We start from the raw sequence: 24,805 nt of genomic DNA, 5'->3' as shown, positions 1-24,805 counted from the left end.
ACCCTGGCGGCGTCGGTCAGCGACCGATCAGCTGCTGCAGGAACCGGGCGTGCAGGTCGCCGAGACGCTGGCGCTGGTCCTCGGCGCGGTCCAGGAGCTGCTGCAGTCGCTCGGGATCCAGCCGGCTGTCGTGCTCGGCCAGGACCAGAAGGGTCTCCCACACGCGTGACTTGGCCTGCACGGCGGAGCTCAGAGTCTCCAGCTCGAAGACGTCGGATCCGGAGGACCGTTGCAGCAGCGCGCCGTTCGGCTTGAGACGGCCGGCGTACTCACCGAGCATGCCGACCAGCATGGTGAGGGACAGCTGCCGGATCCGCAGCGCCGTCATCATCGAGCCGAGTGCGGAACGGTCCTCGCCGACCTCCACGCGCAACTGCGCGACCTCCTCGCGCACCGTCTCGTCGCTATGGCCGTTCGCGACGCGGTCGAAGAGCTGCACACCCGCCGTCGCCCCGGCGAAGTGATCACGCAGGTAGAACGGCAGCCAGTCGCTCTCGTCGGACGCGCTCACGGCTTGAGGACCACCTTGACGCATCCGTCCTGCTTCTTCTGGAACATCTCGTACGCCGCGGGTGCGTCCTCCAGCGACGGCCGGTGGGTCGCGAGCTCGGTCAGTCCGAACGGATCGGCGGGGTCCTCCACGAAGGGCATCAGGTCATCGATCCAGCGCTTCACGTGGCACTGGCCCATCCGGATGGAGATACCCCGGTCGAACATCTCCATCATCGGCAGCGGATCGGCCTCGCCGCCGTAGACGCCGCTGACCGACACGGTGCCGCCTCGGCGCACGCCCTTCATGGCGGTGATGAGCGCTGCGGTGCGGTCCACCCCGGCCTTGTCGGTGAACGGCTTGGCGATGATGTCCGGAAGGTGGCCGGCGGCGGTGATCGCGGTCTCCAGCAGGGGCGACCCGTGGGCCTCCATGCCCACGGCGTCCAGCACGCTGTCCGGGCCGCGGCCGTCGGTGCGGTCGAGCAGCTCGGCGGCCACGTCGTCGGACTGGCTCATGTCGAGGACCTCGATGCCGAACCTGGCGGCCGCGTCGAGGCGTTCGGGGACCAGGTCGACCCCGATGACCCGCAGGCCGCGCTGGTGGGCGATCCGGGTGGCGAGCTGACCCACCGGGCCGAGACCGAGCACCGCGATCGTGCCGCCGTCGGGGACCTCGGCGTACTCCACGCCCTGCCAGGCGGTCGGCAGGATGTCGGACAGGTAGAGGTAGCGCTCGTCGGGGCCGTCGCCCTCGATCTTGATCGGACCGAACTGGGCCTGCGGCACCCGCAGATACTGCGCCTGTCCGCCGGGCACGGCGCCGTACAGGTCGGTGAACCCGAAGAGGCTGGCGCCCTTGCCCTGGGACTTCACCTGGGTGGTCTCGCACTGGGCCATCAGCCCGCGCTCGCACATCCAGCAGTGCCCGCACGAGATGTTGAAGGGGATGACGACCCGGTCACCGGGCGCGATGTGGTGCACGTCGGAGCCGACCTCCTGCACCACACCCATGGTCTCGTGGCCGAGGACGTCGCCGGGGTGCAGGAACGGCCCGAGCACCTTGTACAGGTGCAGGTCGGATCCGCAGATCGCCGTCGAGGTGACCTTGATGATCGCGTCCGTCGGTGCCTGGATGCTCGGATCCGGCACGGTCTCGACGCTGACCTTTTCCGTGCCCTGCCAGGTGAGTGCTCTCATGTGGTGCCGTCCGTCCGCGCGGCGTACGCCGCATTCGTCGTGCTCGTGTCCGCGCAGCTGATCGCAGGCGCGGCCATGGTGGAGGTACCCGTCCGGCAGGCGACCCCAAACATCACCGACGGGGGAGTCCGCGAACCTGCGGGTCACGGGAGGCGACCGTGGAACCGACGGACGCCGGTCCGTCAGCCGATGACCCCGACCGCCCGCGCCACGACCAGCAGGGAGGTGAGCAGCGCAGCCGTGGCCTGGGTGCCCATCAGCAGCTTGGCGCGGCTGGTCAACGGCATCGTGTCCGTGGGGCTGAATGCGCTGGAGTTGGTCAGTGACAGGTAGAGGTAGTCCACGAAGACCGGCCGCCAGTTGCTGGTGATCGAGGATGTCCGCGCCACTTCGGCGGCCGCGTCGTGGTTCTCGTCCTGGGAGAAGCGCCAGTCGGCCGACGGGAGCTGGGAGCGGGGAGCCTCGCGGCGGCGTACCGGACCACCGCGGTCCAATTCCCAGTAGAGAAGCGCGAATCCGATGACGTTGGTGGCCCACACCTGCAGTCCGCCGTAGAGGAGGTCGTGACTCTTGGCGGCGTGGACGACGGCGTGCACGAGCATGCCGAGCGCAACCAGGTTTGCCACGATGAGCAACCCGCACTGGAAGATGGACAGCCACCCCGACCAGCGCGTCTCGCGGGTGAGCCGCCGGGGGTTGGTGGCGACCAGTGCGATGAGCAGCAGGATCTCGATCGCCGGGATGACGAACCGTGGGGCGAAGAGCAGGGTGTTGGGCAGCAGTGCGTAGAGCGCGATCGCCACCAGCACGGCGATCGTCGGCGGCAACCGGTGCTCGTGGCCGCCCGCGCCGCGGTCGTCATCACTCACGGTGACGCCCGTACCGGCCGCGACGACCCGATCAGCACGTCTCCCAGTACTTCTGCGCGCCAGGCACTTCCAGCGGCTTCATCGTGGCGCGCCCCGGCGCGACCATGTGGTTGTCGGGTACGTCGAAATTGACCACCGCGCCCGCGCCGATGAAGCTTCCGGACCCGATCCGGATGCCGCCCACGACCGTCGCACCGGCCCCGATGATGACGTGCGAACCGATGGTGGGCACCGCGTCGTCGCCTCCCCAGCGCACCGCGTAACCCAGCGTGACGTGCTGGTAGATCAGGGCCGGGCCCTCGAAGACCACGTGCTCGTCGACGATGGTGCCGAGCCCGTTGTGCATGAACGTGACGTCGTCCGGGAGCGCGAGACGGCCGGGGATGTCCGCGGTGAACACCAACCTGTTCAGCGCGTCGACCGCGAGGCCGAGGCGGCGGTGACCCCTCTCGTGCAACCGGTACCCGATCCGCAGGGAGGTGTTGAGACGCCGGTGCATGCTGTCCTGCGGACGGATCGCCGGGCCGACGGATCCGTCACTGGCAGTCATGCGGACGAGGGTAGCCGCTGGGGTGCTGGATCCCCGGGTGTCGACACCGTTACCAGGGTGGGTACCGAGCGGTCGCGAGAGTCCGTCAACTGCCCTACATCCGAGCGATTCCGCACCTAGAATCGGCGCCATGTGGTGCGCCGAGCCGAACCCCCAGCGCGCCCGGCGCCGCGCATGACCGCAGCGGCGACGGACGCCCCGGCGGTCGACGCCACCGCCACTCACGGACTGTTCGGCCGCGGCCTGCTCTACGTCCTCGCCTGGTCCGGTCAGCTGCTCATCTCCACGCTGGTCTCCCCGTTCCTCACCCACCTGCTGCCGCGCTCGGACTTCGGTGTCCTGTCCGCGGCCATCGCGCTCTACCAGCTGGTCGCGGTCCTGGCGACGTTCGGTCTCGACCAGGCGCTGGAGATGCAGCGGGTCGAGGACGGTGCGGACGATCGGCGCGGACGCGGACTGCTCGCCACCGGCATCGTCTTCGCCTTCGTCGTCATCACGGCCTTCCTCGTCCTCTCGCCGTTGTGGGGCCCGGCGCTGGGCTTCACCGGCAGCCGGCACATGGTCTACGTCGCTCTCGCCTGGACGGCACCGGGCGCCGCGGTGCAGATGGTGCTGGCGCTCCTGCAGGCCGAGGACCGTCTGGCCCGGTTCATGACGGTGAGCGTCGTGTCCACGGTGAGCGGGCAGTTCATCGGTCTGGCACTGGTGCTCGGCGTCCACCGGTCGGCGCAGATGTACGGCCTCGGCATCGTCACCGCGCAGTGGGCGGCCCTGGTCCTGGGGGTGATCTGGACCCGGCCGCGGTGGCGGGGGATCGCCGACCTGGCGACCACGCGGATCGCGCTCCGGCTCGGCATACCCCTGGTCTTCGCGGGTCTGTCGGACTTCATCCTCACCGCCGGCGACCGGTTCATCATCCAGCGCGCGCTGGGTCCGGGGGAGGTGGCCCGCTACCAGGTGGCGTTCGTGATCGGCAACGCGGTCACGCTGATCCTGCTCTTCACCAACCGCGCCTGGCTGCCCAGATTCAAGAGCATCCTCGACGTCGAGGAACGCTGGCGGGTGATCGGTGCCTCACGGGACGGTCTCTACTGGCTGCTCGGGTGGGCTCTCCTGGCCGTCACCGTCGCCGCCCCACCGCTCCTGCGGGTCTTCGTCACCCCCAGCTACCACCCGGCTCCGTTGGCTCGGATCGTGTTCCTGGTGGGCCTGTCCTCCCTCCCGGTGGCGGCCGGTGCGGCGTCCTCGCGGATGCTGATCACGGTGCGCAGATCGGCACCGATCGCCTGGAGCGCCGGGATCGCCGTGGTGGCCAAGCTGGTGGTGACCTTCGCCCTGCTGTCCTCACTCCATCTTGAGGCGGCCGCGATCGGCACGCTGGCCGGGCTGAGCGCTCAGACGCTGTGGCTGCGCCGGTCGGTCGTGGCGCTGCACGGCCGCTCGCCGTCGAGCAGGACCAGCCTGGGCTTCCTCGTCGCGATGATGCTGCTGTCCGGCGGTTCGACTTATCTCCCGCAGAGCACCTGGTGGAACGTCGGGCGGCTCGTCTTCGGGATGTTGTGCGTCGTGCCCCTGTTGATGTCGCTGCGCACGCTGCAGGGCAGATCGTCCGACCCCGACCACCCCGCCGTTCCTGCCACCTCCGGGGGCGGCTCCGACACGCGGTGGACCCGCGGAGGGACATTGATGGCACGGCTCCAGGTCAGGATGCCCCGGTCGGCCCCGCGCGGCACCGGCGCGGTCGGTCCGCCGGTCGCGAGAAGCGCCGCCGGGCCGTACGCCCCGCCGCACGAGCCGGGGCAGGCGACCCGCACGCCAGGGACCTCGCTGCGGGCCCGGTGGGCTCGCTGGACACCGTGGACCCCGCCGGCGTCCTCCTCAGGCGGCGGGCTGTCGGTCACCTCGTACGTCGACATCGCGATCGTCACGCTCGGCGCCGTCGCGGTGGTGCTGGCTGCACGGGTGCTGGGGGTGCACGACCTGGGGAGCGGCGGCACCTGGCTGCTGCTGCAGCTGGTGCCCGGTCTCGCGGTCTGCATCTGGGTCGAGGGCCTGCGCCCCTCGTCGCTGGTGCTCTTCAGCTGGGTCGGGTCGGCCACGGTCGTCACCGGTGTCGGGATGGGCATGGCGCTGTCCGCGCAATGGCACCCAGGCGGTGCGTACGCCGTGGTCGGCGGCGCCAGCGTGATCTCGCTGGCTGCGTTCGTCGTGCGACACCGCGACGTCGACTGGCTGCTCTGGTCGGTGCGGCCGCTGACCTCCCGCGACGCGCTGTGGACCGGATGGCCCGCGGTCGTGGGGGTGCTGATCAGCCTGCTGAGCGCGCAGCCGCACCACTCCGGGCCGGTACGCGGAGGCCTGACGGCCCTGGTGCTGCCCACCTGGTTCCTCGGCTTGGCGCTGATCGTTACGGCGTTCGTGGCTGCAGTAACGCGCAGGGTCAGGCCATGGGTGTCGGTGATCTCGGCGGCTGTGGTCGTGATCGCCAGCCAGGCGTTGGTCTACGCGCTGCCGGCACTCCCGACCGCCGCCCGGCACGTCGGGGTGATCCGCTACGTCCTCACCTACCACCAGGTGCGTCCGAGCACCGACATCTATCAGGCGTGGTCGGGTCTTTTCACCGGACAGGCATGGCTCATCTCCGCCAGCGGCATCCACGACCCGTTCACGGTCGCGACGTGGTGGCCGGTGTTCGCGATGGGGATGGAGGCGCTCGCCGTCCGGGTCCTCGCCGGCCGGATCCTCTCGCCGCGGCGCGCGTGGATCGCCGGTGGGATCTTCGCGCTCGGCAACACCCTCAACACGGTCTATTTCGCGCCGCAGGTCCTCGCTTTCGCGCCCGGGCTGAGCATCGTGGCGCTGCTGCTCGCTCCGCCCGAGGGTGAGTCCCAGCGCCGGGCCCGGCTGCGGGTGCTCGCAGCGGTGCCGGTGGCGTGCGCCATCGTCGTCCAGCATCAGATCACCCCGTTCATCGTGACTGCCGCGCTCGGCGTGCTGGTGGTCACCCGGGCGATCAAGCCGTGGTGGTCGCCGCTGATAGTCCTGGTGCCGGCGCTCGCCTGGACAGTGGCCAACCTCGGCATCCTGCGGGCGTACGTCGAACCGGGCGAGGTGGGCAACGTCATCGCGAACATCGCACCGCCGACCCACCCGCCGTCAGCAGTCGGCGAGCCGCTCGTCACGCAGGCGACGTTCCTCCTCCCGGCGTCCGCGCTCTTCGTGATCGGTTTCGTCGCCCTGCTCATGTTCGTACGCACTCGCGACCGGGTCGCATGGACGCTGGCGATCGCTGCCGCCAGCCCGGTGACCCTCTCGCTCGGGACGAACTACGGCGGTGAGGGGATCTTCCGGATCACCTTGTTCGCGCTGCCCTGGCTCGCGATCCTCGCCCTGCGGAAGGTGCCCGGGCGACACCTGGGCGTGGGCCGGTGGCTCGCCCGGGCGCGGCTGGGCACCCCGGTGGTCGCACTGGCGGCCACGGGGATGCTGGCCATCGCCGTCGTGGGTCAGACGGGGATGGACTGGGCGCGGGTGATCAGCCCGGGGGCCGTGCGCGCCGACTACATCTTCGAGACGCAGGCTCTCGCGGGGTCGCTGGTACTCGACCTGGGGACGCAGAACGCCTCGCCGGCACTGCAGGCCGCCCGCTATCAGGACGTCATCTACACCAGCCGCGATCTGGAGGCGAAGCCCGGAACCACCGGGTACCCCACCACCGCGGGCGCGAAGTACGACCCCGTCACCGATCTGCGTCAGGTCACCGCCGAGTTCGCGAAGCAGCCGGCCACCGCTCACTATCTCTTCGTCTCCGACCAGATCGGGGCGTACGACGAGCGCTACGGCAACCAGTCGTACGCGGACTTCGTCCGGCTCCGCGCGGCGGTCCGTGCATCCACGCAGTGGAGCATCGTGGTGCGCACGCCCGACGCCGAGTTGTACCGGTTGGTCAGCGGCGGAAAGCCGCGCTGACCTGCCCGCTCAGGCGGTGCGCGGTGCGGGATCGACGGGAAGCACGGTGGTGTAGACCGCGACGCGCCGAGCCCCGGGGCTGCCGGCTCCGACCCGCCGGTACCGCTGCAGGACCTCCGCCAGCTCCTCGGCCATCGCGGAGAGCTGCTCGGTGGTGACGAGGACGTCGTGGTCGTCCAGGCCGCACGCGGTGCGCCACGGCGTCGGCCAGCCGTCCTGTTGCTCGATCCACCGATCGGTGCGCTCGGCGACGTACTGCACCAGGTCGTATTCGAGCCAGCGCGCGGCGGCGGTCTCGTCGGCGTCGGCGTCGGGCTCGGCGGACTCGCGTGCGGGCAGGGCCACCGCTTCCCACACCCGGCGCCGCCCGGTGCCCGTGCCGGTGTCCCGCACCCGTCCGGACTCCTCCAGGATCCGCAGGTGGTAGCTCGTCGCCCCGGAGTTGGTGCCGAGCGCCTCGGCGAGCTCGGTGGCCGTGCCCGGACCGTGGACGCGGAGCCGGGCCAGCAGGCGCGAGCGGAGCGGGTGGGCGAGCACGCGCAGGCTCTGCGAGCCGGTCTGCGGGGTCGACGCGGAGGATGAAGGCATGCACAATAGCTTTGCACAATCTCTCTGCATTCGACCGAAGCAGTGCCCTACGTCCTCGAATCTCGTTGGTATGACAGGGCGTCAGCCTGATTTGGGCTGAACGACGGGAACTCCGTAAACTTGAGGGGTCGCGTTCACGCGCCCATCGACGTTCGGTCGTCGCCGCAGATGCGCCCTCACCGGGCGATCGGCCGGTGGCAGGTCCGACAGCCCAGCACGACAAACGATTCAGAAAGTTGACGAACGTGCGCACTTTCACGCCCAAGACGGCGCAGCTCCAGCAGGAGCGCGCCTGGCACATCATCGACGCCACGGACATCGTGCTCGGCCGCCTGGCCACGCACGCGGCGAGCCTGCTGCGCGGCAAGCACAAGACCACCTACGCGCCGCACATGGACACCGGTGACTTCGTGATCATCATCAACGCCGACAAGGTGGCGCTGACCGGTTCGAAGATGCAGAAGAAGATCGCCTACCGCCACTCCGGTTTCCCGGGCGGCCTGAAGGCGACCTCCTACACCGACCTGATGGCCAAGGACCCGGCCAAGGCCGTCGAGAAGGCCATCCGCGGGATGGTCCCGAAGAACAGCCTCGGTCGCGCCCAGATGAGCAAGCTCAAGGTGTACGCCGGCCCCGAGCACCCGCACGGTGCCCAGCAGCCCGTCCCGTTCGAGATCACCCAGGTCGCGCAGTAACGCGCCGGCTGCCCACCACCCTTTCAAGACTTCAGGAGAATCGTGGCTGACGACCAGACCACCGAGCTCGACGTCCTCGAGACCGACGAGCCCGCACTGTCCGAATACACCTCAGAGTCCGCCGGCCCCGTCGGCGACGACGCGGAGGCGCCCGTCCGTCGTTCCGCATCGGAGCCCGGCGCCGGCACCGGCCGTCGCAAGCAGGCCATCGCCCGCGTGCGCATCGTGCCCGGTAGCGGCGAGTGGAAGGTCAACGGCCGCACGCTGGCCGAGTACTTCCCGAACAAGGTCCACCAGCAGCTCGTCAACGAGCCCTTCCGGGTGCTCGAGCTCGACGGTGCGTACGACGTGCTCGTGCGCGTCTCCGGCGGTGGCCCCTCCGGCCAGGCCGGCGCCGTCCGCCTCGGCGTCGCGCGTTCGCTGAACGGCATCGACCCCGAGCTCAACCGAGCCCCGCTGAAGAAGGCCGGCTTCCTCACCCGGGACGCCCGTGTGCCCGAGCGCAAGAAGGCCGGTCTGAAGAAGGCCCGTAAGGCGCCGCAGTACAGCAAGCGCTGAGTCACCCCGCGAAGTTCTCCGCTTCGCTCCGGTACGTCGTGGGATCCCGCGGCGTACGTCGGAAGAGGTCCCCGGCGCCTGGAACACACCCCAGGCGCCGGGGCTTCTTCATGTTCGTGATGTAGGAAGGTGTGCCCATGGGACGAATGTTTGGCACCGACGGGGTGCGCGGCCTGGCCAATCGTGAGGTGACGGCGGAGCTCGCGCTCGGTCTCGCCGCCGCCGCAGCGCGCGTGCTGTCCGAGGAGGGCCAGTTCGCCGGCCACCGGCCGCACGCCGTGGTCGGGCGCGACCCGCGGGCCTCTGGCGAGTTCCTCTCCGCCGCGACCGTGGCGGGTCTGGCGTCGGCCGGTGTCGACGTGCACGACGCAGGGGTCCTTCCGACCCCCGCCATCGCCCACCTGACGGCGCACAGCGGCGCCGACCTCGGAGTGATGATCTCCGCCTCGCACAACCCGATGTCCGACAACGGCATCAAGTTCTTTTCGCGTGGGGGCCACAAGCTGCCCGACACGATCGAGGACGCGATCGAGACCCACCTGACCCAGGACTGGGACCGCCCGATCGGGGCGTCGGTCGGTCGCGTGACGGCGTACGAGGAAGGCGCGGACCGCTACGTCGCCCACCTGCTCGGAGCGCTCCCGCACCGCCTGGACGGCCTGCACATCGTCCTCGACACGGCCAACGGCGCGGCGTACGACGTCGCACCGCGCGTCTTCGAGAAGGCCGGGGCCCGCGTCACGCTCATCGGTGCCGCTCCCGACGGCGTCAACATCAACGAGGGCTGCGGCTCCACCCACCTGGAACCGTTGCGCCAGGCCGTACCGGCCGCTGGAGCCGACTTCGGGCTGGCCTTCGACGGTGACGCCGACCGCTGCCTCGCGGTCGACGGCGACGGGCACGACGTGGACGGGGACCAGATCATGGCGGTGCTCGCCATCGACCTGAAGCGTCGTGGCCGGCTGGCGCAGGACACGCTCGTAGCGACCGTCATGAGCAACCTCGGCCTGCATCACGCCATGCGTGCCGCGGGGATCACCGTGCGCCAGACCGGCGTCGGCGACCGCTACGTGCTGGAGGAGATGCGCAGGTCCGGCCTGTCCCTCGGCGGCGAGCAGTCCGGCCACGTCATCCTGCTCGAGCACGGCACGACCGGGGACGGCGTCCTCACCGGGCTGCTGCTCGCGGCATGCGTCGCCTCGCAGGGTTCGACGCTCGCGCAGCTCGCCGCCTGCGTCACGCGGCTGCCGCAGCGGCTGGTCAACGTGCCACATGTCGACAAGGACGCCGTGGACCACCACGCGACCGTGCTGTCCGCCGTCCAGGACGCCGAGGCGGCCCTGGGGGACACCGGGCGGGTGCTCCTGCGCAAGTCCGGCACCGAGCCCCTCGTGCGCGTGATGGTGGAGGCGCAGACCTCCCAGCAGGCGGACGACCTGGCCGAGCAGCTCGCGGCGGTCGTCGCCACCGAGCTCGCGCTGGACTGAGAGGCCTCTCGAGGCGGTTGGCCGGGGGAATGGTTGTCACCGCAGCACGTTGACCTAGGTGACAGCTCCCCAACGAAAGGTGTTCCCCCATGCCCTACGAAGCACTCGACTCGGTCGTCTACACGATGGACGCAACCGCCGAGGGCGGCCGCGACGGACACGTCAAGAGCGAGGACGGCGTCATCGATGTGGTGCTCGGCAAGCCGGGGAGCAAGTCCAACCCCAAGGCCAATCCCGAGACCCTCTTCGCCGCCGGGTACGCCTCGTGCTTCTCCGGGGCATTGAACGCCGTGGCCTCCCGGGCCGGGCACGACACCAGCGAGTCGACCGTGACCGCCTCGGTGAGCCTGGGCAAGACGGGCGAGGGATTCGGCCTCGCCGTGAAGCTGGTCGCGCACATCCCCGGCGTCGACGAGGCGACCGCGCAGCAGCTGGTCGAGCAGGCTCACCAGTTCTGCCCGTACTCCAAGGCGACCCGCGGCAACATCGACGTCACGGTGTCTGTGGCCTGAGTCGTCCCCGCAGCGCGTGATGCGCCCCGTGCCGCTTGTGCGGCACGGGGCGCAGTCGTGTGAGTGGCCTTTCTTCAGGCCAGGTAGCTCTCGACCGCCTGGGTCAGCTCACGCCGTGCGATGCGATCGGAGTACCGACTGTCCTGCATGGTCTGGGCCGAGATGACGAAGCCGTGGCAGATGAGGAGCACGGTGCGCGCCAGCACCTCGGGCCGGCCGCTGCGCACGCCGCCACTCCTCTGGCCTTCGCGGATCCGGTCGACCAGTGCCGCCAGCATGGTGTCCTGCGCGCGGCCGCGCCGGTCGAGCAGGTAGGGCAGTAGGAGTTCCGGATCGACATCGATGATCTTCTGGAAGAGCGGGTCCTTGCGGATCTCGGTCACGGCGGACGACACGCGGGCGGCGATCGAGGCGGCGTCCACCTCGTCGTCGGCCGACCTGCCGCGTACGGAGCTTCCGGCCCCGGCGAACTCACGCGTCATCAGGTCCGCGGTGAGCGCGGTCATGTCCGGCCACCGCCGGTAGAACGTCATGCGGGAGACGCCGGCACGGCGAGCCACATCCGTGACCGTCGTACGACGCCACCCGACGGCCAGGACGCAGTCCCGGGCGGCGTCGAGCAGGCTCTCTTCATCGGTGGCCGAGCTACGAGTAGACGTCATATGTCACATCGTAAACAGCTGGCCGTCCCGGCGCATGCCGGGCCGCCGGATCAGGCCCGGTCGTAGGCGACGACCCAGTCGATCTGCACGTGAGCCGATCCGGCGGGTCGCAGCGGCGCGCCCCTGTTGTCGTTGCTGGGGCAGGACTGGGTGATCCACCGCATCGGGGTCGACGGGACCCTGGTCGTGCGGGAGAGGACCAGGTGGTTGTTGAGGTAGCACTTCAACGAGTTCGGGAGCCACTCGATGGTGTACGTGTGCCAGTTGGTCCACAGGCCGTTGAGGCCCGGGATCGGCACCGTCCCCTCGTGGCCGGACTGGGCGCCGCGCGGGTGGAAGAACCCGGCGACGTTGCCGCGTGCGCCCGACGGCACGGCGCGCACGTCTCCCTCGGGCCAGTCGATCTCGCCGGCCATCGGCCACTGACTGTCCACGTCCGGCCACAGGAGCGACACGCACGCCCAGTTCGTCCCGGTGGCGTTGTAGGAGCGCATCCGGTAGGACCATCGGCCGTAGAGGTGGGCGTTCGTGGTGCTGCCGGCGCGGAAGGGGAAGACGGCCGCACTGACGTTGCGGTTGGTCGCGGTGTCATGGTGCAGATACATGTCCAGCAGCGAACCCGACGTGGAGAGCGTCTTGCTCACGTCGTAGTAGCCGTACGTGTTCACCGGTCCGTTGCCGTAGACGCCGAGTCGTTTCCCGTAGGCGCGGTAGGCCGCGCACGTGGTGGCGAGCTCGCCGTACGTGGTCGGAGAGGCGACGAAACCGCCCCTCGGGACGGCCGTGGTGAAGTCTTCGCGGATCACCTGCTTCCAGCCGGGCAGATCGCCGACCGGCAGCGCGGCTCCGGACGCGCTGGTGGCTCCGGCTGCACCGGAGACGGCTGCGCCGAGTGCCAGGCCGGCGGACCCGCCGAGCAGTGCGCGTCGATTGATCGGGTGCGCCCTCATGGTGTCCTGCCTCTGCTCGCGTCCTCCCGGACCGCTCGGGCGGGTCGACCGGAGGCGTGGGAGGTGGCCTCGTGCACGAGGCTAATTTCGGGGTAGGGCGGCCGGGCCTCGGAGAAGTCGATGGATTCGGTCAAGGTTCGATGTGCCGCGCGTAAAGCGGGCGGGGGCGTCGGTCGGCTCAGGACCGGTCGTATCCGACGACCCGGTCGATCTGCAGACGCGCAGGCCCCGCCGGTACCGCGGTGTGGTTCCCCGTCTGCACCGGCCACCGCAGCGGGGAGGGGGAGATGTGCGGACATGCGAGCCTCGCAGTCGACCGTTCGTCGATAGTCCAAAATGGATCTGCCTGGTTCAGGGTGTCCGATCCATGCGCGATACGGAAGACGCCGGGGTGGCCGGGTGAGACGTCGACCGGCTCACGCAGGGTCGTAGGCGACCACCCAGTCCAGCTGGACGTGCGCGGACAGATTGCGCGGAAGGGTGCGCCGCGCGGGATCGGGAGAGCATTGGATGTCCCATTTCAGGGAGCCGGACGGCACGTGGGTCTTGGTCGAGAAGGCCGTGATGCCGTCCACCAGGTAGGAGAGGGAACCCTTGCGCCAGTCGAGGGTGAAGGTGTGCCAGTCGTGCAACCGCAGCCCCAGGCCCGAGATCTGCTCTGCCATGTTGGTGCGGTAACCCGCCGGGTGGTGGTTCCCGCCCACGGCCCCGCTGACGTCGCACTCCGGCCAGTCCATCTCACCGGATCTGGGCCAGTCCTGCTTGCGTTCCGGGAAGAGCAGGCTGACGCAGATGATGCCGGTCCCGGTGGCGTCGAGGGAGCGCAGCCGGTAGGACCACCGGCCGTAGGTGTGCGCATTGGAGGGTTGGCCTGCCCGAAACGGGTAGATGGCTGCGCTGAGCAGCTTCCCCGTCACGGGGTCGGTGCGGGTGTGGATGTCCAGGATGGAGTCGGTGACCGAGACGGTGCGCGCGACCCGGTAGAGGCCGCCGTTGTCCGTGGGGCCGTCCTGGTATCCGCTGAGCCGCGAGCCGTACGCCGCGTGCGCGGCACAGCTGTCGGTGAGCAGCCCGTCGTCCCCCACGACGAAGCCGCCGACCCCGATGTCGGTGGTGAAGTCCTCGGCGATGACCTGTTTCCACCCGGCCAGGTCGCCTTGCGGCATCGGTTCGCCGGAACCCCTGGGGGTCTGCACCGGCTGCGGCGTCACCCGCGTGGAGGTGCTCGAGGGCGGAGTCGCACTCGTTCCCGCACCCGTGCTGGTGCTCGTCCTCCGCTCGAGCGCCTCACACCCCACCAGCACGCCCAACGCGGCCGCGCCGAGGCCCCCGCCCACGGCGGCTCGGCGTGATATCCGGCCGCCTGAGGTCGCAGGAGAAGGTGCCATCGGGGTCCTCCGAGGATGACGTGACACAGCAACGGTAGGTGGCGACCCGCGCAGAATGCCTCGTTACGCAGAAATGTGAGGCGCCATTGCGGTGATCTCAGCCGGGCGCGACCTGCTCCAGCACGGTGAGTTCGTCGCCGACCCGGATGGTGCCCTCGGTGTCCGGGATGAGGTTGGCGGCGAACCAAGTCGCGCCCTCCCACCTGCGGTGCCGGGCCAGCGTCCGGATCGGCTCCTTCCCCTTGCGCAGGTCCTCGTCGATGGTCGTCATCACACAGCGTGCGGACGGCAGCGGCACCCGGAAGTCGACCTCGCCGATCCGGATGCGAGACCACTGGTCCTCGGCGAACGGCGCTGGTGCACCGCTGATCTCGATGTTGGCGCGGAAGCGCGCCGCGGTGATGACGGTCGGTGCCTCCGCGCGCTCGACAGCCGTTTCGCGGACCCAGGTGTCCAGTTGCGCCACCGACGCGTCTGTGACCAGGTTGAGCGGGAATCCGTCGGCGAACGCCGTGTGGTCGCCGTCGCGGCTGTAGTCGGGGTCGAGCGCGCGCCGGGTCGGATCGTCGCACCACACGAGGTGCAGGTCGTCATGGTCGACGGCCTGCTGCAACCACTCGTCGGCCTCCTCGCCGACCGGACGGGCCTGCATCGGCGGCTCCGAGAACATCCGGACCGTGACGAGGTCGGTCCGCGGATGCTGCACGTCCAGGTTCGGCATCCCCGGCGCGCCGAGACGCAGATCGACGTCGACGCCGGTCGCCCGGTTGTCGGCCGTCACCGAGAACAGGCGGGGGAGCTCGCGGGCCGAGACGAGCTTGCCGTCACCGTCCACCACCATCCACTCGCGGTCGCCGCGCACGCCGGCGCGACTGACGTACGCCGCCTGCACCGGCCGGATCGCCGTCGACTTCACCGGATGGACCCGCAGCCCGCTGACCTGCATGAGCGCGGTGCCTCAGGCGCCCTTGGCGACGGTCCCCGGGAGGATCCCGGCGTCCAGGACGGCCTTGACGAACGGACGGCCGGCGGCGATCAGCTCCGTGGCATCGCCCACCCCGTCGAAGATGCCGGCCGCGGCGTCGTCGGTCGCGACCTCCAACGCGTCGTACAGCACGACACCGGCCGGGCTGATGGTGCCCTGGTCGTCCAGCAGGCCCCGCCGCTGCAGGGACAGCGTCGCCGCGCCCCACTCCTCGTCGGACCAGGCGCGCGACGCCCGCGCGAAGTCCGCGCCGAGCGCTCGTCGGCGCAGGGTCGGGTCGGGGTGCGGCGCCTCGTGGAAGACGAGCGCCTCGGCGCCGCTGAGTCCGGCCTGTACGAGCGTGGCCAGGTGCCCGTCGCCGCGGTACTCCCGCAGTGCGGCGAATGCGTGCCAGAGCTGCAGGTGCGGCGCGGCAGCTGCGTCCGGTGTCTCGGTGGACGCCCACGCGGCGGCCAGCGGCCGGCCGGCGTACGACAGACTCTGGGCGATCTGTGCGAATCGGGTTGCGACCCGGGCGAGTTCGGGGTCCTGCGTCAGGGGGCCGAGCGCGGTGCGCAGCGTGACTTCGATCGCCTCGAGGTGCATCGCGTAGGTGCGGTCCAGCCCGTACGCGACCGCCTCGTCCCACGCGGGCCCGACGGCGGTCGGGTTGAAGTTGTAGAACGTGGCGGCCACGACCGCGCCCGGGCAGTCGCCCAGCGGCGCGCCGCGACCCGCGAGGTAGCGGGCCATCCTGGACAGACCGCTGCTCTTCTGCTGCTCGCGGATGACCGGGTTGAAGTACGCCACCACGTGCAGCGGCTCCAGGGTCTCGTACGCGGTCCGGGCGAGGCGGCGCGCCGCCTCGTCGTACCGCTGCGGGATGGGCTGCGCCTCAGGCACGGGTGCTCCGATCGGTGGAGGTGATGGTGCGGGTCAGACGTGCTGGTGCAGCAGGCCGGTGTCGACGTCGTAGACGAAACCACCCACCTGCACCCGGTCGGGAATCAACGGATGGCTGTGCACGCGAGCGACGTCGTCGGCGAGCGTCCGGAGCTGGTCGTCGACGACGTGGAACCGCTGCCACGCGGCATCCGTGCCGGCGGATGCGCTGACGCGGGAACGCAACTCTGACTCGGTGGCCGACGCGACGGCGCACCGGGTGTGCGGGACGACCATGACCCGGTCGACCTTGAGCAGCTGCACCGCGAGCACCAGCGCCTCGAGTGCCGCGTCGGTCACCCGGCCGCCGGGGTTGCGGACGATCTTGGCGTCGCCCACCTGCAGACCCACGATCGCCAGGGGGTCGATGCGCGAGTCCATGCAGGTCACGATGGCCACGCCCGCGGCCGCGGCGCCTTCCAGCCCCTGAAGGGTGAAGGCGTCGGCGAACGCCTCGTTGGCCCGCAGCAGGTCCTCGAACCCGCTCACAGCCCGGGCCGCTTCCCGATGGTGAACGCGGTGGGTTTGGCGGTGGCGGCGAAGAAGTCTTCGCCCTTGTCGTCGACCACCACGAACGCCGGGAAGTCGCGTACCTCGATCTTCCAGATGGCCTCCATGCCCAGCTCCGGATACTCCAGCACCTCCACGGAGGTGATGCAGTCCTGCGCGAGACGGGCCGCGGGACCGCCGATCGAGCCCAGGTAGAAACCGCCGTGCGTGCGGCACGCGTCGGTCACCTGCTTGCTGCGATTGCCCTTGGCGAGCATCACCATCGAGCCGCCCGCGGCCTGGAACTGCTCGACGTAGGAGTCCATCCGACCTGCCGTGGTGGGTCCGAACGAACCGGACGCGTAGCCCTCCGGGGTCTTGGCCGGGCCGGCGTAGTAGACCGCGTTCTGCTTCAGGTAGTCCGGCATCTCCTCACCGGCATCCAGGCGCTCCTTGATCTTGGCGTGCGCGATATCGCGCGCCACGACCAGCGGCCCGGTCAGCGAAAGTCGAGTCTTGACAGGGTGTTTGGTCAACTCGGCGAGGATCTCGTCCATCGGGCGGTTCAGGTCGATCTCGACGACGTCCGCTTCGTCGCCGTCCCCGTCCAGCTGTTCCTGCGTGACCTCCGGCAGGAAGCGCGCCGGGTCGGTCTCCAACTGCTCGATGAAGACGCCCTCGGCCGTGATCTTGCCCAGGCACTGGCGGTCGGCGGAGCAGCTGACCGCGATCGCGACGGGCAGCGACGCGCCGTGCCGCGGCAGACGCACCACCCGCACGTCGTGGCAGAAGTATTTGCCGCCGAACTGGGCGCCGATCCCGAACTGCCGGGTCAGTTCGAGCACCCGCTCCTCCAGCTCGACGTCGCGGAACCCGTGCCCGACCGGCGACCCCTGCGTCGGCAGCTCGTCCAGGTACTTGGCGCTGGCGTACTTCGCGGTCTTCAAGGCGAACTCAGCGCTGGTGCCGCCGATCACGATCGCCAGGTGGTACGGCGGGCAGGCGGAGGTGCCGAGCCCCCGCAGCTTCTCGTCCAGGAACGCCAGCATCGCGTCGGGGTTGAGGATCGCCTTGGTCTCCTGGAAGAGGAAGGACTTGTTGGCCGAGCCACCGCCCTTGGCCATGAAGAGGAACTTGTACGTCGTCTCGTGGCCGGCCGCGCTGTCGGCGTACAGCTCGATCTGCGCGGGCAGGTTGGAGCCGGTGTTGGTCTCCTCCCAGGTGGTGAGCGGCGCCATCTGGGAGTAGCGCAGGTTGAGCCGGGTGTAGGCGTCGTGGACACCGTGGGCCAGCGCGGCCTCGTCGGGCGCCCCGCCGTCGACCAGCACGTGGGAACCCTTCTTGCCCATCACGATCGCGGTGCCGGTGTCCTGGCACATCGGCAGCACGCCGGCGGCGGCGATGCCGGCGTTCTTCAGCAGGTCCAGCGCCACGAACTTGTCGTTGTTGCTCGCGTCCGGGTCGTCGACGATGCGACGCAGCTGCGCGAGATGGGCGGGGCGCAGATAGTGCGCGATGTCGTGCATCGCGGTATCGGCGAGCAGTCGCAGCGCCGCCGGGTCGATCTCCAGGAAGGTGCGCCCGCCGGGTCCCTCCACGGTCCGGACGCCGTCGGCGGTGAGCCGGCGGTAGGTCGTGGTGTCCGCCCCGATGGGCAGCAGGTCCTCGTAGTTGAAGCGAGGTGCAGAAGACATGAAGAGGGTCGTTCCTTCGCGGGGATGGGTGCTGGTTCGCTGGCCGCCAGGGTATGCCGTGCTCCCGCCGGGGCCGCCGGGCGACCCTCGGACCGATTACCACGACGATCTGAGCCGATACCGACGGGTAGGTACCGATTCGGACACATTCGCACAAGTCTGTGCGATCGCCTTGCCGTCGAAGGTCCCCATGGCCAGAGTGGTGTGCGTCACACTGAGGTCGTACACGACACGCACGACCGTCGAGGCAGGAGCCCCACCGAATGAAGAACCCAACGCCACGACGTCGTGGCTTAGCCCTGGCAGCGGCGGGTGTGATGCTCGCCAGCGGCGGGCTCGCGGCCTGCGGTAGCAGCGGCAGCAGCAGCGGCAAGCAGACCCTCACCTGGTACATCAACCCGGACGTCGGCAACACCGATGCGAGCAAGGGCGGTCAGGCATCGCTCGCGCTGGCCTGTTCGAAGGCCTCGGGCGGGAAGTACGACATCAAGGTGCAACTGCTGCCCAACTCCGCCGACGACCAGCGCACCCAACTGCTGCGACGGCTGATCTCGGGCGACAGCTCCATGGACCTGATGAGCATGGACCCTGCCTACGTCACCCAGTTCGCCTCGGCGAAGCTGCTCGCGCCCGTGCCGGCCGACATGGTCTCCAACTTCGAGGACGACCGGGTGCCGTCGGCGATCAAGGGCGCGACCTTCGACGGCAAGCTCATCGCGGCACCGTTCTGGGCCAACACCCAGCTGCTCTGGTACCGCAAGTCGGTCGCCCAGGCCGCAGGCCTCGACATGAGCAAGCCTGTCACCTGGGCGCAGATCATCGCGGCCGCGAAGAAGGAGAAGAAGGAGATCGGGGTCCAGGCCAAGCTCTACGAGGGCTACTCGGTGTGGATCAACGCCCTGGTCGCCGGTGGCGGCGGCTCGATCGTGAAGAACCCGAGCGCGACGGCCGACGACACCAAGCTCGGTCTCAACACCCCGGCCGGTGAGGACGCGGCGACGATCATCTCCGAGATCGCCAAGTCCGGTCTCGGTGGCCCCGCCATGGGGTCCTCGGACGAGACGGCGGCGCTGAACCTCTTCCAGAGCGGTGCCGCGGCGTTCCTGGTCAACTGGCCCTACACCTACGCCGCGCTCACCGGCAACAAGAGCGACATCGCGGCGACCCTCTACCCGCGCACGGTCGACGGGAAGGTGGCCGCGCCGCCGTTCGGCGGCATCGACCTGGCGGTCGGCAAGACCAGCAAGCACGCCGATCTGGCCTACGACGCCGCGGCGTGCATCACCGACGAGACCAACCAGGCGTCGTACATGGCCAAGGCGGGCAACCCGGCCAGCCGCAAGGCGGCGTTCTCCGATGCCGCAGTGAAGAAGGCGTTCCCCAACGGCATCGCCGCGACGATCCTGGAGTCGCTGGGAACGGCGACGCCTCGACCGTTGTCGCCCTACTGGGCTGACATCTCCACCGGACTGCAGCAGCAGTTCAGCCCGCCCTCCTCGGTGAACAGCAACACACCGAAGAAGGCGCAGACCTTCATTTCCAACGTCCTGAAGGGGAAGGCATTGTTGTGAGTACCGTCGCGGACACCACGACCGGCGAGCGTTCGACCGCTCGCCGCTCCGAGAAGAAAGCCGGCCTCTCGGACCGGACCAGGGGCGAACGTCGCCTCGGCTGGAAGCTCGCCGGCCCGGCATTCGTCGTGATGCTGCTGGTGACGTTCTACCCGATCGTCTACGCGCTCTACCTGTCGCTGTTCAACTACCGGCTGACCGACCCGGCCGCCCGTAGGTTCGTCTGGTTCCAGAACTACATCACCTCGCTCAGCGACCCGTTGTTCTGGAAGGCCACCGGCATCACCGCCCTGATCACCATCGTCACGCTCGTCGTGGAGCTGGTCTTCGGAATGGCGATCGCGATGGTCATGAACAAGATCGTGCTGCCCCGCAGGACGTTGCGCACCGTGGTCCTGATCCCCTACTCGATCATCACCGTCGTCTCCGCGTTCTCATGGCTGTACGCGTTCAAGTTCGACACCGGTTTCGTCAACCACTGGCTGCACTTCATCTCCTTCGGCGCCTTCGACCCGTCGTACAACTGGTTCGGCGGCACCTGGTCGTCGCTGACGATCGTCTGCCTCTCGGAGATCTGGAAGACCACGCCGTTCATGTCGTTGCTGCTGCTGGCGGGTCTGGCCCAGGTCGACCAGTCGATGGAGGAAGCCGCCGAAGTCGACGGTGCCTCGTGGTGGCAACGCCAGATCAAGGTGGTCTTCCCGAGCATGAAGGGCGCCATCATGGTGGCCGTCGTCTTCCGCGCGCTCGACGCGTTCCGGATCTACGACAACCCGTTCGTGATGACCGGCGGGGCCAACAACACCAACTCGTTGTCGATGCTGGTCGGTCAGACCACCGTCAATCAGACGGAGATCGGCATGGGATCAGCGCTCGCCGTGCTGTTGTTCATTTTCGTCCTGATCATCGCCGCCGGACTCGTCCGGCTCTTCAAGGTCGACCTGACAGGGGGCGCCAAGTAATGGACACAAGAATGAACGGCCGGACCAAGTGGGGTCTCGCCGGTGTCTCCGTGCCGATCATGCTCTGGACGCTCATCCCGATCCTGTGGATCGTCGCGACCTCGCTGAAGAGCACGGCGGCGCTGGCGGACCAGCAGCAGAACGTCTTCGGCAACTTCTGGCCCAAGAGCATCTCCTGGGACAACTACAGCCTCATCTTCACTGGAGGCGCGAAGGACCTGTTCGTGCCGGCTCTGTGGCACTCCGTCGTGGTGTGCATCGTGGCCACGTTCATCAGCGTCATCCTGGCGACGTTCTGCGCGTACGCGATCGCCCGGCTGGACTTCCCCGGCAAGAAGGCGATCCTGGTGACCGCCCTCACGGTGTCGTTCTTCCCGGTGATCGCGATGGTCACGCCGCTGTTCAACCTGTGGCGCATGCTGCACCTGTTCGACACGCTGCCCGGGCTGATCATCCCCTACATCACGCTGACGTTGCCGTTGTCGATCTGGATCCTGTCGGCCTTCTTCCAGCAGATCCCGTGGGAGATGGAGCAGGCCGCACAGGTCGACGGCGCCAGCAGCTGGCAGGCGTTCGTGAAGGTCGTCGCCCCGCTGGCCGCGCCCGGAGTCTTCACCACGGCGATCATCGCGTTCTTCACCGCGTGGAACGACTTCGTCTTCTCCAGCAACCTGACCGCGGCCCGCGCGCAGACCGTCCCGGCCGCACTGAACTCCTTCACCGGAGCCAGCCAGTTCACGCAGCCGACCGGTGCCATCTGTGCGGCAGCGGTCGTCGTCACCATTCCCGTCGTCATCCTGGTGCTGCTCTTCCAGCGCCGGATCGTCGCCGGACTCACCTCCGGCGCCGTCAAGGGCTGACCGGCCTACCCGCCGCATCGCACGAAGGAGCTAGCCAGTGTCAAGCATCGAACTGAAGAACCTCGTCAAGAAGTACGGCGACGGATTCCCCGCCGTGAACGACATCTCGCTCGACATCGCCGACGGGGAGTTCATGATCCTCGTCGGGCCGTCCGGCTGCGGGAAGTCCACGCTGCTGCGGATGGTCGTCGGCCTGGAGGACATCACCTCCGGTGAGTTGGACATCAACGGCAAGAGGGTCAACGACCTGGCGCCCCGGGACCGCAACCTGGCCATGGTGTTCCAGAACTACGCGCTTTACCCACACCTGACCGTGTTCGAGAACATCGCGTTCCCGCTGCGCCTCGCCAAGGGCAAGCACAGCGACAACGAGATCAAGCAGAAGGTCAACGACGCGGCCGACATGCTGGAGTTGCGCGAGCACCTCGAGCGCAAGCCGGCGAACCTGTCCGGTGGCCAGCGCCAGCGTGTGGCGATGGGCCGCGCCATCGTCCGGGAGGCCGATGCGTTCCTCTTCGACGAGCCGCTGTCCAACCTGGACGCCAAGCTGCGCGGTCAGATGCGCACCGAGATCGCGCGCATGCAGCGCCGGCTCGGCGTCACGACGCTGTATGTCACCCACGACCAGACCGAGGCCATGACCCTCGGCGACCGGGTCGCCGTACTGAAGAAGGGTGTCCTGCAGCAGTGCGCGTCGCCGCGGGAGCTCTACGAACAGCCGGTCAACCTGTTCGTGGCCGGCTTCATCGGCTCTCCGCCGATGAACTTCCTGCCCGCACGGGTCGAGGGCAACACCCTCAAGCTGCCCATCGCCGACGTCGAGCTGTCCGGTGAGCTGGCGGAGAAGGTCAAGGGCAAGAACGCGGTCATCGTGGGACTGCGGCCCGAGCACATCAAGGACGCCTCGCTCGGCGACAACATCTCCCACGGTGTGCCGTTCAAGGCCGTGGTCGACGTGACGGAGTGGTTGGGCAACGAGCAGTACGCCTACATCCCGTTCGACTCCGACCCGTCCCTGCAGGGCACCCTGGAGGAGCTGGACCGCGACCTGGACGGTGAGGGGATGCGCACCCAGATGGTCGTCAACCTCGACTCGCGCTCACGGGTGCGGGAGGGACAGGAGGCCGATCTGGTCTTCGACCCGTCTTTCATGCACGTCTTCGACCCGGAGTCCGGCGACTGCCTGACCCGCGACGACGACCGCGCCGCCGAGATCGCCCGGGACAACGAGGAGCAGCGCAAGGCCGCCCTCGAGCGGGCACGCACCCGGGAGTCGAATGCGGCTGCGCAGAGTGCGGAGCCGCGGCAGGCCTCCTGATCGTCGGCAGGACAGTAGTACCGCAGGGCCGGGTCCGATCCATGGGTCCGGCCCTGCGGGGTACGGCGGGGAGGCCGGATGCGCGTGGTCGAGTACCTGCTGATATGCATCGTGCCCGCCGCGGTGATCAGCCTGGCGTTCAAGATCCCGTGGTTGCTTCATCGGCTGCGCCGGGGAGCACAGGCGTTGCACACCACCCACCGGCCGATCGAGCGGCTGGCCGACGATCTGCACCGGCTGGGCTCGGAGCTGCAACTGGTGCGGGCAGGCGGGGGACCGGCCCGCAAACGCCGCCTGACGGCGATCGAGCTGGCCTATGAGGACGTCCTGCTGGAGTGCTGCGCCGCGCTCGAACTGCCGCATCCCGCACGGCCGCCCCTGACGCGCGAGGAGCGGCTGCACGTCGAGGCCGCGCTGTTGAAGGCAGGCCTGCGGTGGTGAGGGGGCGCACCGCGTTTCGTAGGGTGCCCCCATGAGCGGCACTGGCAAGACGGTCCTGATCACCGGTGGCACCCGAGGAATCGGTCGGGCCGTCGCCGAGAGCCTGTCCGCGAGTCACCACCTGCTGATCGGTGGTCGTGACGAGGCGTCGGTGAAGCAGACCTGCGTCGCCCTGCGCTCCGCCGAGCCCTTCGTGGCCGATCTGGCGAACGAGGAAGCCACCGCCGCCGCCGCGGAATCCATCGGTGAACTCGATGCCGTCGTGCACTCGGCCGGTCTGGTAGGACACGGACCGCTGACGTCGCTGAGCCGCGCCGACTGGCGGCGCACCATGGAGCTGAACGTCGTCGCGGTGGCGGACCTCACCCGCCTGCTCCTGCCGCAGCTGCGCCGCGCGCAGGGCACCGTCGTCGTGATCAATTCCGGCTCCGGTCTCACCGCGCGCGTCGATTCCGCGCTCTACTCGGCCAGCAAGTTCGCCGTGCGCGCGTTGGCCGACTCGGTGCGGGAGCAGGAGCGCGAGCACGGGGTGCGGGTCACCACGATCTACCCCGGACGCGTCGACACCGACATGCAGCGCGAGTTGGTCGAGGCCCAGGGCGGCCAGTACGACGGCGGCCTCTACATCCGACCGTCGTCGATCGCGGCCGCCGTCCGCCTCGCCATAGAGATGCCCGCGGACGCGTCGGTCGACGACCTGTCAGTCCGTCCCGGGCCCCGGTAGACCCAGCTCGGCCCTGGTCGGCGGCTGCGACCCGGCCCGCGAGACGGTCACCGCCGACGTCGCGATCCCACGATCGACAGCGGCCATGAACGCGTCGCGGCCTGCCGCGCGCAGGCGTTCCCTGGCGTCGGCGCCGCCGAGCAGCCCGTCGTCCAACAGCTGCGACAGCATCCCGGACATGAACGAGTCGCCGGCGCCCACGGTGTCGACCAGGTCCACCCGCCGACCCGGCACGTCGACCAGCTCACCGGTGCCGCTCAGGTGCACGAGCGCGCCGTCGCCACCGCGGGTGGCGACCACCAGTGAAGGACCCAGCTGAGCCCACAGGCGCAGCACCTCGCCGAGATCGACGCCGTCGCCGTACAGCCACGCGATGTCCTCGTCGCTGGCCTTGACCACGTCGGACAGGCCGATGAGCTCCTCGATGCCGGAGCGGACCGACGCGGCCTCCCCGATGATGGTCGGCCGAGGGTTCGGGTCGAGGGAGACGGTGCCCTGCGCGCGATGGGCGACCACGGCGTCCCGGACGGCGCTGGCGCCCGGTTGCAGGGCGGTGGCGATGGATCCGGTGTGCAGATGCCCCCGCCCTCCTGGGAGCGGGGTGGAGGGATCCCAGGCCAGGTCGAACTCGTAGGTGGCAGCGCCGGATTGGTCCAACGTCGCGAGAGCGGTCGGAGTCCGGGCCGCGCTCACGCTTCCCGGTGTGAGGTCCACGCCGTCGACGGCCAGGGCGTCGCTGATGGCCAGACCGCGTTCGTCGTCGCCGATGTACGTCGCGAGCGAGACCGGGTGGCCGAGCCTGGACAGGCCGACGGCGGTGTTGAACGGCGAGCCGCCGACGTGTTCGCGCTCCGACCCGTCCGGGCGGCGCACGATGTCGATCAGGGCCTCACCGATGACCAACGTCGAGGCGTGCACGGCGG

At 69.4% G+C, this 24,805-nt stretch carries 24 protein-coding genes; 11 read left to right on the top strand and 13 right to left on the bottom strand.

Annotation, left to right across the window (positions count from 1 at the left end; translation table 11 throughout):
• Positions 1-16 precede the first annotated feature (16 nt).
• The 4 genes from HNR15_RS13240 to HNR15_RS13225 all read right to left on the bottom strand — a co-directional run bounded on the left by HNR15_RS13240 (position 17) and on the right by HNR15_RS13225 (position 3,108).
• Positions 17-511: a hypothetical protein gene (locus HNR15_RS13240; protein ID WP_179482523.1), complete on the bottom strand. Its 495-nt coding sequence runs from the start codon at positions 509-511 to the stop codon at positions 17-19.
• Complete coding sequence (locus HNR15_RS13235; protein ID WP_179482521.1) at positions 508-1,689, bottom strand: zinc-dependent alcohol dehydrogenase; 1,182 nt, start codon at positions 1,687-1,689, stop codon at positions 508-510. The genes HNR15_RS13240 and HNR15_RS13235 overlap by 4 nt, the downstream gene beginning before the upstream one ends.
• Before the next feature lie 182 nt (positions 1,690-1,871).
• On the bottom strand, positions 1,872-2,558 hold the full coding sequence (locus tag HNR15_RS13230) for a hypothetical protein (RefSeq protein ID WP_179482519.1): 687 nt from the start codon (positions 2,556-2,558) through the stop codon (positions 1,872-1,874).
• Between the two features lie 31 nt (positions 2,559-2,589).
• A complete protein-coding gene (locus HNR15_RS13225; RefSeq protein WP_179482517.1) occupies positions 2,590-3,108 on the bottom strand; it encodes a serine O-acetyltransferase in 519 nt (172 codons plus the stop codon).
• 174 nt (positions 3,109-3,282) lie between these two features.
• Here HNR15_RS13225 and HNR15_RS13220 point away from each other — a divergent pair, with 174 nt between their 5' ends.
• Positions 3,283-7,077, top strand: coding sequence for a lipopolysaccharide biosynthesis protein (locus HNR15_RS13220; RefSeq protein WP_179482515.1), 3,795 nt, complete (start codon positions 3,283-3,285; stop codon positions 7,075-7,077).
• A gap of 9 nt (positions 7,078-7,086) precedes the next feature.
• Here HNR15_RS13220 and HNR15_RS13215 read toward each other — a convergent pair whose 3' ends face one another.
• A complete protein-coding gene (locus HNR15_RS13215) occupies positions 7,087-7,665 on the bottom strand; it encodes a helix-turn-helix domain-containing protein (protein ID WP_179482513.1) in 579 nt (192 codons plus the stop codon).
• A gap of 245 nt (positions 7,666-7,910) precedes the next feature.
• On the opposite strand from HNR15_RS13215, the gene rplM reads away from it, so the two are divergent.
• From rplM to HNR15_RS13195, 4 genes are all read left to right on the top strand, one after another.
• Positions 7,911-8,360 carry a 50S ribosomal protein L13 gene (rplM, locus tag HNR15_RS13210; RefSeq protein ID WP_179482511.1) on the top strand — a complete coding sequence of 150 codons (450 nt, stop codon included), beginning with the start codon at positions 7,911-7,913 and terminating at the stop codon, positions 8,358-8,360.
• A gap of 42 nt (positions 8,361-8,402) precedes the next feature.
• Complete coding sequence (gene rpsI, locus HNR15_RS13205; RefSeq protein WP_179482509.1) at positions 8,403-8,918, top strand: 30S ribosomal protein S9; 516 nt, start codon at positions 8,403-8,405, stop codon at positions 8,916-8,918.
• 137 nt (positions 8,919-9,055) lie between these two features.
• Positions 9,056-10,405 (top strand): phosphoglucosamine mutase, encoded by a 1,350-nt coding sequence (glmM, locus tag HNR15_RS13200; protein ID WP_179482507.1) that lies wholly within the window; start codon positions 9,056-9,058, stop codon positions 10,403-10,405.
• A gap of 89 nt (positions 10,406-10,494) precedes the next feature.
• The gene (locus HNR15_RS13195; protein WP_179482505.1) at positions 10,495-10,917 is read left to right on the top strand and encodes an organic hydroperoxide resistance protein; all 423 of its coding nucleotides are present in this window, start codon (positions 10,495-10,497) and stop codon (positions 10,915-10,917) included.
• A 74-nt stretch (positions 10,918-10,991) separates the two neighbouring features.
• Here the strand turns inward: HNR15_RS13195 and HNR15_RS13190 are convergent, their stop codons facing one another.
• The 7 genes from HNR15_RS13190 to HNR15_RS13160 all read right to left on the bottom strand — a co-directional run bounded on the left by HNR15_RS13190 (position 10,992) and on the right by HNR15_RS13160 (position 18,006).
• Positions 10,992-11,579 carry a TetR/AcrR family transcriptional regulator gene (locus HNR15_RS13190; protein ID WP_179482503.1) on the bottom strand — a complete coding sequence of 196 codons (588 nt, stop codon included), beginning with the start codon at positions 11,577-11,579 and terminating at the stop codon, positions 10,992-10,994.
• A gap of 50 nt (positions 11,580-11,629) precedes the next feature.
• Positions 11,630-12,529: a glycoside hydrolase family 16 protein gene (locus tag HNR15_RS13185; protein ID WP_179482501.1), complete on the bottom strand. Its 900-nt coding sequence runs from the start codon at positions 12,527-12,529 to the stop codon at positions 11,630-11,632.
• 416 nt (positions 12,530-12,945) lie between these two features.
• On the bottom strand, positions 12,946-13,695 hold the full coding sequence (locus HNR15_RS13180; protein ID WP_179482499.1) for a glycoside hydrolase family 16 protein: 750 nt from the start codon (positions 13,693-13,695) through the stop codon (positions 12,946-12,948).
• Positions 13,696-14,014: 319 nt separating this feature from the next.
• The gene (locus tag HNR15_RS13175; RefSeq protein ID WP_179482497.1) at positions 14,015-14,863 is read right to left on the bottom strand and encodes an MOSC domain-containing protein; all 849 of its coding nucleotides are present in this window, start codon (positions 14,861-14,863) and stop codon (positions 14,015-14,017) included.
• Positions 14,864-14,875: 12 nt separating this feature from the next.
• On the bottom strand, positions 14,876-15,784 hold the full coding sequence (locus HNR15_RS13170; RefSeq protein WP_218883724.1) for an SCO6745 family protein: 909 nt from the start codon (positions 15,782-15,784) through the stop codon (positions 14,876-14,878).
• Positions 15,785-15,817: 33 nt separating this feature from the next.
• Positions 15,818-16,312 carry a carbonic anhydrase gene (locus HNR15_RS13165; RefSeq protein WP_179482495.1) on the bottom strand — a complete coding sequence of 165 codons (495 nt, stop codon included), beginning with the start codon at positions 16,310-16,312 and terminating at the stop codon, positions 15,818-15,820.
• A complete protein-coding gene (locus HNR15_RS13160) occupies positions 16,309-18,006 on the bottom strand; it encodes a fumarate hydratase (protein ID WP_179482493.1) in 1,698 nt (565 codons plus the stop codon). Before HNR15_RS13160 ends, HNR15_RS13165 begins: the two co-directional genes overlap by 4 nt.
• Before the next feature lie 263 nt (positions 18,007-18,269).
• On the opposite strand from HNR15_RS13160, the gene HNR15_RS13155 reads away from it, so the two are divergent.
• From HNR15_RS13155 to HNR15_RS13130, 6 genes are all read left to right on the top strand, one after another.
• Complete coding sequence (locus HNR15_RS13155; RefSeq protein WP_179482491.1) at positions 18,270-19,577, top strand: extracellular solute-binding protein; 1,308 nt, start codon at positions 18,270-18,272, stop codon at positions 19,575-19,577.
• Positions 19,574-20,539, top strand: coding sequence for a carbohydrate ABC transporter permease (locus HNR15_RS13150; RefSeq protein ID WP_343048541.1), 966 nt, complete (start codon positions 19,574-19,576; stop codon positions 20,537-20,539). Before HNR15_RS13155 ends, HNR15_RS13150 begins: the two co-directional genes overlap by 4 nt.
• Before the next feature lie 11 nt (positions 20,540-20,550).
• On the top strand, positions 20,551-21,399 hold the full coding sequence (locus HNR15_RS13145; protein ID WP_179482489.1) for a carbohydrate ABC transporter permease: 849 nt from the start codon (positions 20,551-20,553) through the stop codon (positions 21,397-21,399).
• A gap of 37 nt (positions 21,400-21,436) precedes the next feature.
• A complete protein-coding gene (locus HNR15_RS13140) occupies positions 21,437-22,717 on the top strand; it encodes a sn-glycerol-3-phosphate ABC transporter ATP-binding protein UgpC (RefSeq protein WP_179482487.1) in 1,281 nt (426 codons plus the stop codon).
• Between the two features lie 78 nt (positions 22,718-22,795).
• The gene (locus tag HNR15_RS13135) at positions 22,796-23,158 is read left to right on the top strand and encodes a hypothetical protein (RefSeq protein ID WP_179482485.1); all 363 of its coding nucleotides are present in this window, start codon (positions 22,796-22,798) and stop codon (positions 23,156-23,158) included.
• A gap of 31 nt (positions 23,159-23,189) precedes the next feature.
• Positions 23,190-23,882 (top strand): SDR family oxidoreductase, encoded by a 693-nt coding sequence (locus HNR15_RS13130; protein WP_179482483.1) that lies wholly within the window; start codon positions 23,190-23,192, stop codon positions 23,880-23,882.
• Here HNR15_RS13130 and HNR15_RS13125 read toward each other — a convergent pair.
• A complete protein-coding gene (locus HNR15_RS13125; protein WP_179482482.1) occupies positions 23,859-24,800 on the bottom strand; it encodes a PfkB family carbohydrate kinase in 942 nt (313 codons plus the stop codon). The genes HNR15_RS13130 and HNR15_RS13125 overlap by 24 nt on opposite strands.
• Between the last annotated feature and the right edge of the window lie 5 nt (positions 24,801-24,805).

Origin of the sequence: Allobranchiibius huperziae (genome assembly GCF_013410455.1) — a bacterium.
GTDB classification, from domain to species: domain Bacteria; phylum Actinomycetota; class Actinomycetes; order Actinomycetales; family Dermatophilaceae; genus Allobranchiibius; species Allobranchiibius huperziae.
The sequence above is the reverse complement of the archived record's forward strand: the minus strand, read 5'-3'. Positions and strand labels throughout refer to the sequence as shown.

What these genes read in the sequence shown, in the direction of transcription:
- HNR15_RS13185 (WP_179482501.1), bottom strand. Translation starts at nt 12,529, where the DNA reads ATGAGGGCGCACCCGATCAATCGACGCGCACTGCTCGGCGGGTCCGCC.
- HNR15_RS13215 (WP_179482513.1), bottom strand. Translation starts at nt 7,665, where the DNA reads ATGCCTTCATCCTCCGCGTCGACCCCGCAGACCGGCTCGCAGAGCCTG.
- HNR15_RS13175 (WP_179482497.1), bottom strand. Translation starts at nt 14,863, where the DNA reads ATGCAGGTCAGCGGGCTGCGGGTCCATCCGGTGAAGTCGACGGCGATC.
- HNR15_RS13235 (WP_179482521.1), bottom strand. Translation starts at nt 1,689, where the DNA reads ATGAGAGCACTCACCTGGCAGGGCACGGAAAAGGTCAGCGTCGAGACC.
- HNR15_RS13135 (WP_179482485.1), top strand. Translation starts at nt 22,796, where the DNA reads ATGCGCGTGGTCGAGTACCTGCTGATATGCATCGTGCCCGCCGCGGTG.
- HNR15_RS13145 (WP_179482489.1), top strand. Translation starts at nt 20,551, where the DNA reads ATGAACGGCCGGACCAAGTGGGGTCTCGCCGGTGTCTCCGTGCCGATC.
- HNR15_RS13195 (WP_179482505.1), top strand. Translation starts at nt 10,495, where the DNA reads ATGCCCTACGAAGCACTCGACTCGGTCGTCTACACGATGGACGCAACC.
- HNR15_RS13190 (WP_179482503.1), bottom strand. Translation starts at nt 11,579, where the DNA reads ATGACGTCTACTCGTAGCTCGGCCACCGATGAAGAGAGCCTGCTCGAC.
- HNR15_RS13130 (WP_179482483.1), top strand. Translation starts at nt 23,190, where the DNA reads ATGAGCGGCACTGGCAAGACGGTCCTGATCACCGGTGGCACCCGAGGA.
- glmM (WP_179482507.1), top strand. Translation starts at nt 9,056, where the DNA reads ATGGGACGAATGTTTGGCACCGACGGGGTGCGCGGCCTGGCCAATCGT.
- HNR15_RS13180 (WP_179482499.1), bottom strand. Translation starts at nt 13,695, where the DNA reads ATGCCGCAAGGCGACCTGGCCGGGTGGAAACAGGTCATCGCCGAGGAC.
- HNR15_RS13160 (WP_179482493.1), bottom strand. Translation starts at nt 18,006, where the DNA reads ATGTCTTCTGCACCTCGCTTCAACTACGAGGACCTGCTGCCCATCGGG.
- HNR15_RS13155 (WP_179482491.1), top strand. Translation starts at nt 18,270, where the DNA reads ATGAAGAACCCAACGCCACGACGTCGTGGCTTAGCCCTGGCAGCGGCG.
- HNR15_RS13225 (WP_179482517.1), bottom strand. Translation starts at nt 3,108, where the DNA reads ATGACTGCCAGTGACGGATCCGTCGGCCCGGCGATCCGTCCGCAGGAC.
- HNR15_RS13220 (WP_179482515.1), top strand. Translation starts at nt 3,283, where the DNA reads ATGACCGCAGCGGCGACGGACGCCCCGGCGGTCGACGCCACCGCCACT.